Annotated in this window: 14 protein-coding genes and 1 pseudogene; 7 read left to right on the forward strand and 8 right to left on the reverse strand. The window is 50.7% G+C overall.

Annotated features, from left to right (window positions below):
* Positions 1-16: 16 nt before the first annotated feature.
* Positions 17-877 carry a carbohydrate ABC transporter permease gene (locus tag ORD20_RS05260; protein WP_242968639.1) on the forward strand — a complete coding sequence of 287 codons (861 nt, stop codon included), beginning with the start codon at positions 17-19 and terminating at the stop codon, positions 875-877.
* 52 nt (positions 878-929) lie between these two features.
* On the opposite strand, the gene ORD20_RS05265 is transcribed toward ORD20_RS05260, so the two are convergent.
* Genes ORD20_RS05265 through ORD20_RS05280 form a run of 4 tightly spaced genes read right to left on the reverse strand, consistent with a single transcriptional unit; the run spans position 930 to position 4,762 of the window.
* Complete coding sequence (locus ORD20_RS05265; RefSeq protein WP_103376677.1) at positions 930-2,240, reverse strand: ABC transporter substrate-binding protein; 1,311 nt, start codon at positions 2,238-2,240, stop codon at positions 930-932.
* 31 nt (positions 2,241-2,271) lie between these two features.
* Positions 2,272-3,099, reverse strand: a complete 828-nt coding sequence (locus tag ORD20_RS05270; RefSeq protein WP_103376676.1) for a carbohydrate ABC transporter permease — start codon at positions 3,097-3,099, stop codon at positions 2,272-2,274.
* Complete coding sequence (locus ORD20_RS05275) at positions 3,096-4,037, reverse strand: carbohydrate ABC transporter permease (protein WP_103376675.1); 942 nt, start codon at positions 4,035-4,037, stop codon at positions 3,096-3,098. Before ORD20_RS05275 ends, ORD20_RS05270 begins: the two co-directional genes overlap by 4 nt.
* On the reverse strand, positions 4,031-4,762 hold the full coding sequence (locus ORD20_RS05280) for a glycerophosphodiester phosphodiesterase (protein ID WP_158246387.1): 732 nt from the start codon (positions 4,760-4,762) through the stop codon (positions 4,031-4,033). The genes ORD20_RS05275 and ORD20_RS05280 overlap by 7 nt, the downstream gene beginning before the upstream one ends.
* Positions 4,763-5,072: 310 nt before the next feature.
* Between ORD20_RS05280 and ORD20_RS05285 the strand changes: the two genes are divergently transcribed.
* Positions 5,073-5,819, forward strand: coding sequence for an SEC-C metal-binding domain-containing protein (locus ORD20_RS05285; protein WP_242968638.1), 747 nt, complete (start codon positions 5,073-5,075; stop codon positions 5,817-5,819).
* The gene (locus ORD20_RS05290) at positions 5,789-6,814 is read left to right on the forward strand and encodes a hypothetical protein (RefSeq protein ID WP_103376673.1); all 1,026 of its coding nucleotides are present in this window, start codon (positions 5,789-5,791) and stop codon (positions 6,812-6,814) included. The genes ORD20_RS05285 and ORD20_RS05290 overlap by 31 nt, the downstream gene beginning before the upstream one ends.
* A 53-nt stretch (positions 6,815-6,867) precedes the next feature.
* On the opposite strand, the gene ORD20_RS05295 is transcribed toward ORD20_RS05290, so the two are convergent.
* A complete protein-coding gene (locus ORD20_RS05295) occupies positions 6,868-7,413 on the reverse strand; it encodes a general stress protein (protein ID WP_103376672.1) in 546 nt (181 codons plus the stop codon).
* 239 nt (positions 7,414-7,652) lie between these two features.
* Between ORD20_RS05295 and ORD20_RS05300 the strand changes: the two genes are divergently transcribed.
* Positions 7,653-8,123 (forward strand): HIT family protein, encoded by a 471-nt coding sequence (locus ORD20_RS05300; RefSeq protein WP_103376671.1) that lies wholly within the window; start codon positions 7,653-7,655, stop codon positions 8,121-8,123.
* A 329-nt stretch (positions 8,124-8,452) separates the two neighbouring features.
* Positions 8,453-9,484 (forward strand): NAD(P)-dependent alcohol dehydrogenase, encoded by a 1,032-nt coding sequence (locus ORD20_RS05305; RefSeq protein WP_103376799.1) that lies wholly within the window; start codon positions 8,453-8,455, stop codon positions 9,482-9,484.
* Between the two features lie 70 nt (positions 9,485-9,554).
* On the opposite strand, the gene ORD20_RS05310 is transcribed toward ORD20_RS05305, so the two are convergent.
* Together ORD20_RS05310 and ORD20_RS05315 are read right to left on the reverse strand one after the other, a co-directional pair.
* Positions 9,555-9,938 carry a PQQ-binding-like beta-propeller repeat protein gene (locus ORD20_RS05310; protein WP_430626576.1) on the reverse strand — a complete coding sequence of 128 codons (384 nt, stop codon included), beginning with the start codon at positions 9,936-9,938 and terminating at the stop codon, positions 9,555-9,557.
* Positions 9,939-10,388: 450 nt separating this feature from the next.
* Entirely contained in the window at positions 10,389-12,293 is a 1,905-nt protein-coding gene (locus tag ORD20_RS05315) for a PQQ-binding-like beta-propeller repeat protein (RefSeq protein ID WP_103376669.1), read from the reverse strand.
* Positions 12,294-12,487: 194 nt separating this feature from the next.
* Here ORD20_RS05315 and ORD20_RS05320 point away from each other — a divergent pair, with 194 nt between their 5' ends.
* Positions 12,488-13,375 carry a response regulator transcription factor gene (locus tag ORD20_RS05320; protein ID WP_242968652.1) on the forward strand — a complete coding sequence of 296 codons (888 nt, stop codon included), beginning with the start codon at positions 12,488-12,490 and terminating at the stop codon, positions 13,373-13,375.
* A 95-nt stretch (positions 13,376-13,470) separates the two neighbouring features.
* Positions 13,471-14,040: a sulfocyanin-like copper-binding protein gene (locus ORD20_RS05325; RefSeq protein ID WP_103376667.1), complete on the forward strand. Its 570-nt coding sequence runs from the start codon at positions 13,471-13,473 to the stop codon at positions 14,038-14,040.
* A gap of 37 nt (positions 14,041-14,077) precedes the next feature.
* Here the strand turns inward: ORD20_RS05325 and ORD20_RS05330 are convergent.
* Positions 14,078-14,434: pseudogene (locus tag ORD20_RS05330) on the reverse strand (MFS transporter); the annotation flags it as partial.
* Between the last annotated feature and the right edge of the window lie 389 nt (positions 14,435-14,823).

The raw sequence follows: 14,823 nt of genomic DNA on the forward strand, positions 1-14,823 counted from the left end.
GTAAGAGGAGGCTGGTATGATGGTCGGTTCCCAAACCGAAAAACTTTTAAATCGTATTTCTTACGGAATCTATCTGCTGATTCTTACAGTGGGGGCAATCATCATGTTGATTCCGTTCCTGTGGACGTTGTCGACATCCTTAAAATCTCTCGGCCAAGCCTTGGTCTATCCGCCTCAATGGATTCCTCATCCTCCATTGTGGGATAACTTTGTCAAAACATGGAGTATTGTTCCCATGGGGCATTGGTTTTGGAATAGCATGGTAGTGTCGGTCAGTGTTGTCGTGGGCAATGTTGTTTTGGATTCGATGGGGGGATATGCGCTAGCGCGTATTAATTTTCGAGGGCGATCTGTTGTTTTTTTTGCGATTATTTCTATGCTGATGATTCCATTCCAATCTATTATGTTGCCCGTGTATATTATTCTGCGGGATTTGGGTTTAATTAACAGTTATGCGGGGCTCATTTTGCCGCAGTTGGTTTCCGCCATGGGAGTGTTCCTCATGCGACAAGCCTTTCTTAACGTACCAGGGGAAATTGAAGAATCGGCTATTATTGACGGAGCAAGTCGATTTAGGATTTTTTGGCGCATTGCTTTACCCATGGTCGTTCCTACGCTGTTGACCTTGGCGCTTATGATGTTTATGGGATCGTGGAATAATTTTTTGTTGCCCTTGTTAGTGGCCAACAACGAGACTTTTTGGACGCTGCCTCTAGGTGTCGTCATGTTTCAGCAACAATATTATACGAATTGGCCTTATTTGATGGCGGCGGCTGTCATTGCTACGGTCCCCATTACGATTTTGTTCTTGCTGTTGCAAAAATGGTTTATCCAAGGGATTTCGACCACAGGCTTGAATGATCCAAAAATTATATAAAAAGCGCCAAGGGTGTTGCCCATGGCGCTCGTTCATTGCCCAAGAAGGGGGTCTACTGGCCGGACACTACCGCATTGGTTTGTTGCGCGGCCGTCTTCATGGCCTGGGCCACGGAGGTATTGGTAAAGTACGCCGACTGCATGGCATCTTGGACATATTGGAGCAAGGCCAAGTAGTGAGGGGACTGCGGGGGCTGCTTTTGATACGCTAATTCGGCTAATGCCACCTTATTCTGAGGATGGGTGGCCAAAAACTGCTGATATTTGGCGTTGGATAAGACGGCTTGCTGTACTGGGAGGTATCCTGTGGCCTCAGACCAGGCCATGGTTTGGGCAGGCGCTGTCCACCACTGAATGAAGGTCCATGCTGCACTAGCGACTTGTTTTGAAGAGTTTTTGAAAATCACCGCATCGGCTCCCCCTGGGGGCACGGCTTCGACGGGATCTTTCGGCATCATGGCAGCACCCCATGCAAACTTATTGCCAATTTGTTGGGCGTCATACCCGAGGTCTCCCGACGAATCTTCCATCATCGCCACTTTACCTTGATAGAATGCGGTCATGGTATTGTCCCATCCTTCCGATCCGGGAAAGGCTTCAGCATCGCCTGCATGGATTAGCGCAGCTAGTGCCTTGGTGACCTTTTCGCCAGAAGGGCTGTCGAAAGTGGCCTGGGTTAGGGATTTATTCATAATGTGACCGCCCGCGGACCAAACTTGGGATTCCCATGGCCACCAATTTGCCAGTGGGGCAAATCCGTAAACGCTTTGGCTGCCGTCATGTTGGGTCAACAGTTGGGCATCATGGATGAGCTCAGGCCACGTGGCTGGGGGTTGGGTAATGCCCGCTTTTTTGAACAACGTCTCGTTATAAATGATCAGGGGAACGCTACGGTTGAATGGCACGCCATAAATCGTACCATGAATCGTTGTGGTGACCGCCATCCCGGGCAAGTAGTGAGAGGGCCCGTCAATGGATGAGCGGCTAATGTCCTGATTTAAGGGGGCTAGTGCCCCGGTAGCGGCAAATACCGGCATGGAATGGACTTCAATCTGCGCCACGTCGGGTGGTCGATGGGCGACGATGGCGGCGAGCAATTTCTGTTGTAACGGACCACTGTCGCTATAACTCCCTTCATAGTCGGCTTCGACGTGAATCAAAGGATGGCTGCGATTAAACTCGGCAACCATGGTTTGCACCTGTTGACCCAGTGAGCCCCCAAGACCATACCAGAAGACAACGGTCGTCGGATGCGCGGTGGTGGCTTGTATTGGCTGGGGAGCACTAGCCGTACTAGTGCCACATCCGGCAAGTAGAGCGCTGGAGAGAATAGCAAGGGAAGTGGCTTTTATAAAGGTTGTCATCAGTGTTCTCCTTTTTAAGTAAGGTTGGCGACTATCCGCGGATTCCGTAGTGCATCACGCCGGCTCGCAAATAGCGCTGGGCTAAAGCAAACAAAACCATCATGGGTAAGACCGTCATTAAGACCGCCGCCATCATCAGATTCCATTGCATGAATCCGCTTTGCTGCGCAACAAAATAGGATAGACCTAAAGGCAACACGCGGTAAGCGGCCGTGTTGGTGACAAGTAGCGGCCAGAATAGATATCCGTAATGAAAGACGGTGTTAAGAACCGCTAGGGTGATAACGGCAGGGCGCGTATTAGGCAAAATCAATTGCCACAGAATCGTAAGAGGCGACGCGCCATCCATCATCATGGCTTCTACGAGGGCCCGTGGTACATTTCGAAATGCTTGGTGTAGCCAAAAGATACCAAAGGCGGATGCTGCAAAGGGGAGAATTAAGGCTTGGTAGGTATTGATCCAATTCAATTGACTCAAGATCAAGTAGTCTGGAATGAAGATGGCCTGCACGGGAATCATCATGGCCAGCAAAGTCATTCCCCAGATGATGCGTTTTCCGCGGAATGTCAGAAAAACCAAGGCATACGCCGCTAATGACGAGGTAAGAATTTGCAAAGTCACAATGCCAATAGTCGTGGCGATGGAATTTACGTAATACCTCCCAAAGGGCTGGCTGCGCCACGCGGCGACAAAGTTTTTCAAATTCCATGTAACGGGCCATAGCGTGAGATGCCCCCCAATTAAGGCGTGCATCGGATCAAAAGCCGCAACAACCATCCACCACAAAGGCAGCAACATGATGGCGCTTAATAGAATAAGGGGGACATGCCACAGCCACAGTTTGCGAGGTGCGTTCATGAGCCGTCGCCTCCCCACCGATGCATTCCGCGCCACTGTATTACCGTAATAGCGCCGACCAGCATGACGAACAAGACAGAGGCTGTAGAGGCTTGGCCGACATTAAAAAACTGAAAGCCTTGCTCATAGATGTAATACACTAAGGTGGTTGTTGCCGTGACAGGCCCTCCAGCAGTCATGACATAGATTTGGTCAAAGGCCTGAAAGGTCTGAATAACCACCATGACCCCCGCAAAAACGATCGTGGGCACCAATTGGGGTAAGATGACGTGCCAGAACCGAGGCCAGCTGCCAGCGCCATCCATGGCGGCGGCTTCCGATAGCGCAGGGTTCAACTGCTGTAGCCCGCTTAAGAAGAGCAGCATATAAAACCCGACATATTCCCAGATTGTGACGGCGATGACAGCTATTAACGCCCAATGCACGGAACCTAACCAATTGGGGCCGGTAATGTGCAGATGGCCCAGTAGAATATTGATCAATCCGCTTGATGGCGAAAGCAACCCGCTGAACACAATGCCACTGGCGGCCAAGGGCATAACATAGGGGAGAAAGAAAATCATGCGGTACACATTGCGCCCTCGAAGAGGATAATTGAGGAGCCATGCCAGTCCGAAACTCGCTGGAAGAATGACAATTGCCACGGCTGCTGCATAGATCGCGGTATGTTGCATGGCGTTCCAGAAGTCGAAAGAGGTGAGCACCGATCGATAGTTGGCAACGCCGGCCCAGTGTGGATGAGGTGTCATCAGGTTCCAGTTTGTAAAGCTCAATCCGACAATGGCCACAGTAGGAAGCAAGACGAAGACGCTCAGCCCAAGAAGGGCAGGTGCAAGCATAAGCCAAGGCGTTACTAGCCTTGTGCGATGGGCGTAGCGCACAAGAGCCGATGCGTTGATCCATGGCGTTCTTTCGCGCACGGAGTGTTCTTTCAACATGGGGCCAACCTCGGCACGTAGGGCCAGTGCGGGTCATCCACGAAGAGCGCGGCGGGCCACTGATTTTTTAGTGTGAGAGAGATTTGATCGCTTGAGGTAAATCCCCACAATGCTGCATGGACACGGCTGTCGCCAAGCGCTTGCCATGACTCCCAATCCTGATAGTGCAGATGCACCCACTGGGGAGAGCATGCGGACATGGACTGTTGCCACGTATCGACATCGAAGGGACTAATAGCCAATGCTCGGGGAATATCGGGCATATGGGTGGCTAGCAGTTGCAAAGAGGCGACGTCAAAGGATGAGATCATAATCTGTGAGGTCATCCCCATTTGCTGAAGGGTCTCGATCGTACGCTCCACCAACGTCCTTCTAGTCTCTTTTACGGGCTTAAGTTCCAAACAATACTGGGTGGTCTTGGCGAACAAACGAAACAAATCTTCCAAGCGCAAGAGACTTTCTGTAGATAAGTCGCCGTTGGGCCGCCGAACCCGCGCCAATTGAAGTTCGGACCAACGTTTCGACCGGACCAAGCCGTTTAGGTTCGTGACGCGTTCTAAGTGAGTGTCGTGAAAAAGGACTACCTCGCCATCGGCCGTCAATTGCAGATCGGTTTCAATGCCATTGACTCCTGCGGCAATAGCGGCGGCAAAACCCGCAGCTGTGTTTTCTGGATAACACGAGGGATATCCGCGGTGTCCCCATACCCAGCAATGCTGCGCCACAATGGTATTCTCCTTTCTCATCAGCTTATGTGACGAAGCCAATGTATCAACTGGGCATTAAGACTAGGCGATTAGAGGGTGAAGATTGTGGGAAGATTAGGTTGAGCCCAACCGCACTGCATATGCCCACACACCACCACCTTGTTCTGATGACAACGCATTGCATCGCGTTCCTTAAAGGCCTCTTGAAGGTGTCTCACTATGGGTCATAAACCACATGCCCGGGGGGATTCAGCGGCTCACGGGGTTCCCGTGGCTGCTGAAACGTACACGAGTGGCTTAGTGGGCATGTGCTTGGAGTTTCGGGAAAATGGTCGAGCACAGGCATGATATGATTAATGACAAGATGGGGAAATCATCAACAACAGATCGTCGTGGAGGATGGGCATTGACAACGGGACGCAATGATCCCTGCCCTTGTGGCAGTGGAAAGAAGTATAAGAAGTGTTGTATTGATAAGGATCCTGAACACGTGAAGGGCCAAAGACGTGGGCTTGCCGAATTATTAGATCAAGCTTTGGCCATGGCTGAAAGGGGTCAAATAACCCAATCAATAGACACCGGAGAAGAGATCTGGCAAGTCATCCAGCAACAAAATGTCACCCAGGTGACAGCCGTTCCTGCGCTTCGTAGCAAGCTTCGCGTGTGGCTTTCAGATTATCATGATCTCTTGCATAATGCGATGTATACCGACCGCAAGATGGCGGGGCGTTGCCTAAATTTTATTGACGGCGTTCTTGTCCGGTTTAAAGATTGGGTCTCCGAAGAGGAAGCGTCTTTACGAGCCGCTCGAGGCGATGCGTTATTCCTCATGGGCAATTTCGTTGAGGGGGATGAGGTTTTTGCGGCATTGCACCACCGTTATCCCAATGACCCATGGCCTCTCATTTGGTGGGGCGATCAATATAACCCGGTTTTTCGGTGGGCGCTACCGCAGCCAGATAAAGCTGTTAGTCTCTATCAAAAAGCGCGGGCCATGGATGAAGCGGACGACGGGATACGGCGCCGGTGGGATGACCTCATGGCATGGCGCAGCCAGAATGGAATCGCACCATGATGCATAGGACGGAATCGAGGACTCACCGCGTGGGCATTAGTCGGTGGGTTGGTATGGGATTGGGGCTGGGACTTGCGGGACTGCTTACAGGATGCGGTCAACAGGCCGCGTTGACATCAGCGCCTGCACTTCATGAAGCGCATCCGAGCAATGATAACAAATACTCGGGGGGCGTAAGTGCGAAGATTGTTTTGTCACCGACGCACCTGTTAAAGCCGGCCATTCCTGTAGCCGTTCGCCGTGACGTGCCGAACTTTGTGGCTCAAGGACTCTCGACGGGGCTTCCTCATTTGACAAGTTCTTCTACAGGTGCCGCGCGTCAGATTTTTGGACCTCGGCAGTCTGTGCCCTGGTATTATCAAGGCACCACGACGCGCAATAATCCAGTGCTCCTTATGGTCGATACGATTCGCCACCTGGCTTATCCGTCGCGCTTTAGGGGGATTCGTGAAGATATTCTGCGTGGGGCGGGCACAACATTCAATAGTTCTAATCCTGTCACCATAAACCAAGAGTTGCATGGAAATATTGCCGAGCAAGATCCGGGCTTTCAATCGCTTTATATTCCGACGTTATTCACGGAAACTATGGGTCTTAAGTCTTTCCAACAGAGTGATCCCCATGAAATTGACGTGGTGGCAGTCGGAACGCAATATACCGTGCCGGTCTATTCGGTAAAATCACACGGCCCCGTCCTGTATACGGCATTTCACGCCTATTCCCCTCAACAATCGTTAGCGCCTAAGGTGATGCTGCCTGCAGGCTACCAGTTGCAAGAGGGACCTGGAACGATTTTAGTCGGACAACCAATTTCAGACGTGGTGTTTCGCGATGGGAACTTATGGGCATTAGGAAAGATTCAATGGACAATTATTGAGGCGTTTACGAATCGCGGATGGTTTGTGGTGACCTTTGATGTTAACCCTGTTCCAAAGAACCTTGGGGCTACGGCTGTCCCTTCGTCTCAGGATGTTGAGGCCCATATTCTTCCGTAATGACATGGAAGTGGCAGGAGGGAACTCGCGTTTTGGTCCCTCCTGCGCGTCTTTTATGATGCGGAGTAGATGCTGCTTTCGGTGGCATGGGCTTGGTCAATGATTTTTTTGGCACGAGCCACATCGTCATCCGAGCCATGGACAATCAAAACGAATTTATCCGCTTTGATCGCGCTCTCATAGCGAACGATGCGATCTTTGGGTACGCCGATATTGAATAAAGCGGCGCCCAGCGCGCTGAGCCCTCCGACTACCACACCACCCTCCAATGCTCCCACGACGAGACCGACCAATGGGCCAGCGGCTAAAACGGGCCCAACCCCTGGAATCATGAAAAAACCAGCACCCATTAATAGACCCCAAAACCCTCCCCATAAGGCACCCCAGCTGGCGCCAATGCCTCCCCAGACTTCCATTTTCTTGCCCGTGGTGTAATAGCCAATGGGCTGCTCTTCGCTGTGATAACCTTTGCCAATAATCGAGAGCTTCTTCATATCAAATCCCGCATGTTGCAATTCTTTGACTGCCTGGTCAGCCAATTCGTGGGTATCATAAATACCGATAACTGCAGATTCTGCCTTAGAAGTTTGATCGGCCATTTTCAATTCTCCCTTCGTTTTGCGGGGCGTCTACACATTAAGGATCCGCCCAGTAGTGTCAGCGTATCAATTTCGCGGTGTAACACACAGGGACTCTTGGGCCATTCTTGTCCACCGAATGGTCACATTTTATGGGGATTATGGGCCATGGAGAAGGGGGGGGCGCTTACGCGGCTCATCTCCGGCCTAAAGGCCGACGTATCCGCTGCGCTATATTTTGATGAAAGAGTTGATTATGGATGCACGATGAATGGAAGAAAGACCGATTTGGAGCGATAGAACGCGGGGAGAATCCAATGATTATGGCCCGAATGAAAAGCGGCTATGTGGTCATCGGTGATACGCAGTTCCTGCCGGGTTATTGTGTGTTGTTGGCCTATCCCAAGGTGCATGCGCTCGAAGACCTATTAGTGGCGGACCGCAACCAATACTTAGCGGACATGGCTCTCTTAGGCCAAGCGGTGGCCGATGTGTGCCAGCCTTGGCGCATGAATTACGCGATTTACGGGAACTCCGATGAATTTCTTCATGCTCACGTGATTCCTCGGTACGCATGGGAACCTGAAGAGCGGAGATGGCGTCCGGTGTGGCGATACCCCGCCGAAATGTGGCAAATGCCGATCACACAATATACGGATGCACTCCATGGGGCTATGCGAACGGATATTACGCAGCGATTGGAGGAACTTATGGTGGAAAGTGACCGCTGAGCTATTCTTGTCGGCGTTAGCGTTCTGCGCAAGACATCCGCACCACAATCACTTTAACGGGTTGTGTCGCCTTACACATCACTCCGGTCAGGTCACCCGAAGCCCTCTTAGTTAAACCAAGAGACGGCAACAGCCGATCAATCGCAAAATACGGATACCCTCATTAGTGAAATAGTCTATAATATCCGTAACATTAAGCATTTAGGGCGTGCTTCATATTCCACACCGAAAAACGCCGGCGCCGAGGTGTTCACTCCAAAAGGAAGAGAAGGGGGGGAATTGGCGGGAAGGTCCTGGTTTGAACGTTAGGGTCTTACGCCGTGAAACTGATGAAAGCCGCTCGTATCCATGGATATAACGAACCGATTACGATTGATGATGTCGCAGACCCCCAAATTACAGATTCAACCGATGTCATTATTAAAGTCGGTGGAGCTGGAGTGTGCCGAACGGACCTCCATATTCTTGAAGGGGTATGGAAAGATGCGTTGGCCAATCCTGTCTTGCCCTATACAATTGGACATGAGAATGCAGGATGGGTAGAGCAAGTGGGATCTGGGGTGAAGCATTTGAAACCGGGTGATCCGGTTATTTTGCATCCGTTGATGTCTTGTGGTCTTTGTCCCGCTTGCCGGGCTGGACAGGATATGCATTGCATAGCGGGACGCTTTCCGGGACTTGATGGGACCGATGGCGGTTATGCTGAGTATATGAAAACGTCGGTGCGCGCCGTGGTTCCTTTGTCGCCAGATATTGATCCAGTCGCGTTAGCGCCATTTGCAGATGCCGGTATTACCGCTTACCATGCGGTGAAGAAACTTGTGCCATTGCTCTATCCTGGGAGCTTTGTGGTCGTTATCGGTGTTGGAGGGTTGGGCCATTTTGCTATCCAAATTCTTCGGGCCTTGACGCCGGCTAAGATTATTGCGGTCGACACGCACAAAGCGCGCCTGGCCTTTGCCGAGAGATTGGGCGCGCATTATGGGGTGTTGGCGGGTTCGGATGGGGGGCTAAAAGATGTCGTAGGAATTGCTCCCCGTGGTGCGGATGTTGTCTTCGATTTTGTGGGAGAACATTGCACCCCTGCCGTGGCGCCTTCTATGCTGGCGAAAGGAGGCACCTATTCGGTCATTGGATATGGTGGCCAGGTGTCGACACCAACGCTAGATTTTGTAAATCGGGAAATTAATATCGTAGGTAATTTGGTAGGGACCTACAATGAGTTAGTTGAGCTGATGGAACTGCATCGGCAAGGCCGTGTATCGATTTCTGCACAACAATACCCGTTGGTGGATGCTCCAGATGTTCTCAAGATGTTGGACCGGGGAGAAATTATGGGCAGAGCCGTGTTGGTGCCGTAAAGGTGACAAGCCTGTAGAGGGGTCATGACCGTAGCGCACTTACGGGTACGCTGTGGTCATGACCTTAGTTTTACAGACGTATCTGAGGCACGATTTTTTTCAAGGGAATGGCCATAATCCAATCATAGCTATTGTCAATATACATGGTTCCTCCGGCGATGACGGGATTAACAATGCCGAAACGCCCTCCGACATGGTAGCTGCTTAAAAGATCTCCCGTGCGTGCATTAAAAGCGTTGATGTTCTGCGCCGTCGCAATCCAAATGATACCGTCCGCGTAAGTGGGGGCGCCTCTTCCCGCTCCCGCTGAGAGGACGTTGGGGATTGCGCTGTGCCAAAGAACAGCTCCTGTCTTCGCGTTAATGGCAAATAAGGTGCTTGTGGCGGTATCGGATACATAAATGACGCCGTTGTGGGACGTCGATACGGATGGAAGGAAGGACGAACAAGTCAACGGATTATTTAGAATATTTAGGTAAAATAATGCTTAAATCAAGTTAAGGGTTATAGGATTTAAAGCTTAGATGGTTTTAAATGCCTGTCGCTAGATTAAACGGAGATAGAAATGGGCCAAGACCTATAGGGTGATGCAGTCATTCCGAGATTCTGGGTCGGACTCTTTGGTGATTTAGATAAGCCGGAGCAAAGGACATCGTGTGAGCTATTGTTTAGACAAATCGAGATTAAAGCGGTTTCCTTTTTTACACAATGCGAAATGATTCTTTTGCAAAAGGTACCACCTAGAAAAACGTAGGCAGTAATACGTGGAGTTGGCGGCATGTATGAGATGGGCGCGTTCACAGAGCCGGTCGGGTGCAAACTTAATCGTTTCCATTACAAAAGAAGAGGCCATATGAAGGGAGCTGTCCCTGCTTGGGACAGCTCCCTTCATAGTCACCAAGATTTAAGGCTGTAGCACGACACTTGGATCAATTGTTTTTAAAGGAATGGCTTGAACCCAGTCGTAGGAATTATCGACATACATGGTGCCGCCCACAATCACGGGATTTACAATGCCAAATCGACCTCCAGGGGTATAGTGGCCGAGTTCTTGCCCCGTGTAAGGGTTTAGGGCATAGATCTGCGGGCCTGCTGCTACCCAGAGAACCCCATCGGCGATGACGGCGTTGCCGCGTCCAGCGCCTGCTGGTCCTGCGCCTACAAAGGGAAAGGTCCATAAAATAGATCCGGTTGATTCATTTAAGGCGTAAAAGGTAGAAGTGACGGGGGAGCCCACATAGACAATGCCATCGTGTACCATGCTGACCCCAGCTTTATAAGCTGGTGGAGCGCTGCCTACACCCAGGTTGGTCGACCATAAGACGGATCCGTTTGTAGCATTCATGGCATAAACGGCCAAATTAGTAGTTCCGAGAGTTTTGTCGAAGTTGACCACGGAATCTTGTATAACAAGATTGTGCGTTTCATCGACGGTGGGCGAATTGTCGCCCATGCCGGTATTAAAGATGTTGAGAGCTGTTTTTTGAGTCCAAAGGATTTGCCCGGTGGTAGCATTGACCGCCACGACATGATTGCTATCAGACGTTCCCACGATAATTTCGGTTTGGTGGGTGGTGGGATTGACATAGACGTTGGGGCTCGACATGCTGTCGAATCCGCCTAGAGCCGTCTTCCACTCCAATTGTCCCGTGTTGGCGTTCAGTGCCCACAAATTGCCGCCGCCCGTTGGTTCGTAGATCGTTTGGCCTACAATAACGGGGGAGGGCATGGCGTTTCCGTGGAAATCTTGCCGCCACACGAGTCGGCCGGTGTAGCGATTAAAGGCATAAAGCGCAGAATACATGAGCCCGCGAACTAATGAGGCTTGTCCACCCGATAATTCGTATTTTAGGACTTGGGAGAATGGAAATCCGGTATCGCCGGCTGTGACATAGACCATATTGCCTTGGACGATCGGATTACCCATCAGATTGTTGACCAAGGGACCCGTTTGCCATAATAAAGCTCCTGTGCGGGCGTTTAAGGCGTATAAGTGATAATCGTCAGACTCCGCATAAATAATGCCGCCAACCGCCGTAACCCCTACGGCGTTGCCGAGGTTTTGGGTCATTTTGACTGGGGCACCACGTGCGCCTAAATTGGCGAGGTCAGGAAAGGAAGCGTTCAGGGGTACAGCAGAATCTTCGGCAAAATTCCATTGAACTCCCGTCTGTTCCCATTTCGGGCTTGTGGCGGGTACGGGGAAGTCTGCGTTATGAGATGGAGAGCCTGCGTATACGTCCCATGATTGGGCAAACCCCGGTAATTGAGCGGCGTTTGGAATGGGAGGAGCGACGATGTGGATAAGCTTTTGAATCAGGAACGAACCGTGCCCTGAGATTCTCACCACGGGATAGCCTTGAGCTCTAAGTGTTTGCTCAAGGCTCGCGCTGATGGCGGACGTATTGCCAACGATAGTGACGGTGGGTTTTCCGGCTGGTGGTTGATACGGCTGGACGGTTCCGGTTGGCGATACTTGAGGAACCGTCATTAAACTCAAGGCATGAGCGGTGGCTTGTCCTAGGTCAACCGCATTCTCCGTTAACAATAACGCAGCTCCTATTTTTGTGGCGAGGCCTTGCGCGGCAACCACGGTTTGTGCCTGGGATGGCAACGACGAGCACAAAATCACATTGTTAGTCCCGCTAGGGAAAAGACGGAGGGCCATTGTCGCTGCTGTGGCAGAAGGTGAAGCCGATGATGTCGGATGAAGAGTCGTGTGATGCGTCATAGCTAAGACGGACGCGGGCAAAAAGCCTAGGGCGCCAATACTCAGAGTGCTGAGTGTGGCGCGAATGATTTTTTTCATAAGAAGGCTCCTTTCTTTGCGAAATGCAATGTCAGTATGGAGCCATAGGATTCTTATAATCTATTGGATTAGTTCTTATTTTTAGACTAATAAGGGCAGTGGCAATATTGAATTCACGAGGCAGATTTTGGATAATGAGAGCGATGTTGGAGGCTCTAGGTGTAGAGAGAATTTAAGGAGGTGAAAATGTGCCGATGACTTTATGGGCTCCAAGACAATTTGTTGCAGTGGCTCGTTATATTCTCCCCATCTTGTGTTTGGCGGAAATTCTGACGGGAGTGCGCAACGTTCAGCCAGCCTTTGTTATTGGCGGCGCAGCAGCCTTGGATGTTACCTTATGTTGCACGTCTTATGCATCTAAGCAATGGCAATGTACGGCGAGTTGGCGTGATTGCCTCTACGCCATAGGATTCTACGTGGTCTATTTAACAAATTCCCATGTGCCGGCGATGTTGCTTGCCGCTATCCCCGTCATGGAACTGAGTTATATGGGGACGAAAACTCTCGTGCATAAAGTGTTTGGTGTCAGTGTGGGATTGGTTGGTGTGCGCATCTGGACGTTGCATCGCATGGTGGGGTGGTTTCCCCATCCAGCCTGGCCCCTGTTTATTGTTTTAGTGGTGGCGATGTCTGCGGTTCTAGGACGGATGTTGCGGTATGTTGCGCTGCCTGAAGACATTATGCGTTCGCGGCAACGAGATGTTCGAGCCGCTGTTGCTACGTTAATTCACGAAACGGTGGTCCATGGGGTTGGGGAGCCCTGGAGGAATAGCTCGTTGGAAGAGCTCTTAGGTCAAATGCCCGAACGCTTTGAACCGGGCCAATGCGCAGGACTTGCCCAAGCGCTGGCCAATGTGCTTCGCACTTCAGGCACGGCGCTGCCGTCTGTGCTATTGACGCCCAGGGAGCACGAAGTCATACGGTTGATGGCAGACGGCCACCCCTACCGTGTGATAGCGCACATGCTAAAAATTAGCGAAGGGACTGCTCGGGCTCATGCGGCAAGTATTTTGCGCAAAGCTGGAGCCCATAGTCGTGAAGAAGCTCTCCAGTGGGCCCATCAACACCATCTCTTGCCTTAGTACTGTGGGTGGGGCCTGATGAGGAAAGCCTTTTAGCGCTCCTGCTCATGGTATACTACATTGTGATTTGATTTTGCCGCGATGAAGAAGGAATAATGATGAGATCTTCTAGAATGGGTAAGGCTTTGGCGGTATTTACAATAGGTTTTTTAGTCCAAGGGTGTGGAATTCAAGGGGGGACGTCGGTATCTTCGGGGCAAACCGGAACGTTGCCCCCTGTCCCTCATAGTCCTAATCCTCATACATTTTTGCAAGACAACCTTAACCATAAAACGGCAACATTGGCTATGGATGCCGATTATAACAACGAAAATGGTGGATTCGATTTTGATGGGTATTCGTTTGGGGAATTGACCATTCGCATGCCGGAGAATTACACGGTGACCGTGAACTTTACCAATGATGGGAACATGCCGCATTCGGTTGGTTTGGTTAAAGCGGGCGCAGAAAATCCTACAGGGCCCATAATCAAGGGTGCTGCTATTCCGCAGGCGGTAGCAGGTCTGCCGCCAGGGAGCACGGCCACATTCTCATTCCGGACTCCTTCTCATCCTGCACATTATGAGTTGGCTTGCTTGGTACCCGGTCATATTGCCGTGGGCATGTACGTGAATTTTGATGTGATATCAGGACCAAAGCCATCCATGGTGGTGGGAAAACCATAAAAATAGAAGCACGCCCCGGGCTCCGGCGGGCGATAAATAAGCCCGTGGGACTGGTAACATATCCGGTCCACACGGTAAAGAAGGCAAAGATGACGACCGATGTCATAATGGTGTATTTGACAGAATAACGGTCAAATAAGTAGCCGCCAACTAAGCTAAACACTGCCACGCCAAACGCATAACCGGTAGACACTTCACCTAATAACGCTACAGTGCCATGCACGTTGTGAACGACAAAGGGCGAGCCAAACGTATATAGATTGGTATCAAACCCTTCAAGAAACGCGGGAATAGCAGAAATGATGACGATGAGTACGAACATCGCTGTACTACGTCTGGCCACGGACCTGACAGTAACTTCGCTCGCCGGTTGAGGGCGGGGATTGGTGGACATAAAGTGCCTCCTTATTCGAATATATAGGGCACCCGATTGGGGCCAAGAGAATGAGTTTGATGGCAACGATGTTGTATTTCACGAGTGCGTGTTTGAGATGGGGTTAAATATCAATAGGTGCGAGAAAAGAGTCTTGCACTTACATGATAATCTACCACATATTGGTCTAAAATATCACCATTTTTTGGATTGGTCCGAAATGTTTTGTCAAAAATGCCAGTAATCAACGCAAATAGGTTATGTGTATTCCCAAGATACGTATGAGGTCGTGGGATGTTTGTCTCGACGTTGTCAGGGGACTGGTAAAGACCCTGCAATGGTATTTGTCACGAATGGCCCCAAAAGCTTTGTAGGATATAACAATGCTTGGCGCCTACGACACGATCACA

The sequence above is a fragment of the Sulfobacillus thermotolerans genome (genome assembly GCF_039623705.1).
Lineage (GTDB): Bacteria > Bacillota > Sulfobacillia > Sulfobacillales > Sulfobacillaceae > Sulfobacillus > Sulfobacillus thermotolerans.

What these genes read in the sequence shown, in the direction of transcription:
- ORD20_RS05260 (WP_242968639.1), top strand. Translation starts at nt 17, where the DNA reads ATGATGGTCGGTTCCCAAACCGAAAAACTTTTAAATCGTATTTCTTAC.
- ORD20_RS05265 (WP_103376677.1), bottom strand. Translation starts at nt 2,240, where the DNA reads ATGACAACCTTTATAAAAGCCACTTCCCTTGCTATTCTCTCCAGCGCT.
- ORD20_RS05270 (WP_103376676.1), bottom strand. Translation starts at nt 3,099, where the DNA reads ATGAACGCACCTCGCAAACTGTGGCTGTGGCATGTCCCCCTTATTCTA.
- ORD20_RS05275 (WP_103376675.1), bottom strand. Translation starts at nt 4,037, where the DNA reads ATGTTGAAAGAACACTCCGTGCGCGAAAGAACGCCATGGATCAACGCA.
- ORD20_RS05285 (WP_242968638.1), top strand. Translation starts at nt 5,073, where the DNA reads ATGGTCGAGCACAGGCATGATATGATTAATGACAAGATGGGGAAATCA.
- ORD20_RS05290 (WP_103376673.1), top strand. Translation starts at nt 5,789, where the DNA reads ATGGCGCAGCCAGAATGGAATCGCACCATGATGCATAGGACGGAATCG.
- ORD20_RS05295 (WP_103376672.1), bottom strand. Translation starts at nt 7,413, where the DNA reads ATGGCCGATCAAACTTCTAAGGCAGAATCTGCAGTTATCGGTATTTAT.
- ORD20_RS05300 (WP_103376671.1), top strand. Translation starts at nt 7,653, where the DNA reads ATGCACGATGAATGGAAGAAAGACCGATTTGGAGCGATAGAACGCGGG.
- ORD20_RS05305 (WP_103376799.1), top strand. Translation starts at nt 8,453, where the DNA reads ATGAAAGCCGCTCGTATCCATGGATATAACGAACCGATTACGATTGAT.
- ORD20_RS05315 (WP_103376669.1), bottom strand. Translation starts at nt 12,293, where the DNA reads ATGAAAAAAATCATTCGCGCCACACTCAGCACTCTGAGTATTGGCGCC.
- ORD20_RS05320 (WP_242968652.1), top strand. Translation starts at nt 12,488, where the DNA reads ATGACTTTATGGGCTCCAAGACAATTTGTTGCAGTGGCTCGTTATATT.
- ORD20_RS05325 (WP_103376667.1), top strand. Translation starts at nt 13,471, where the DNA reads ATGATGAGATCTTCTAGAATGGGTAAGGCTTTGGCGGTATTTACAATA.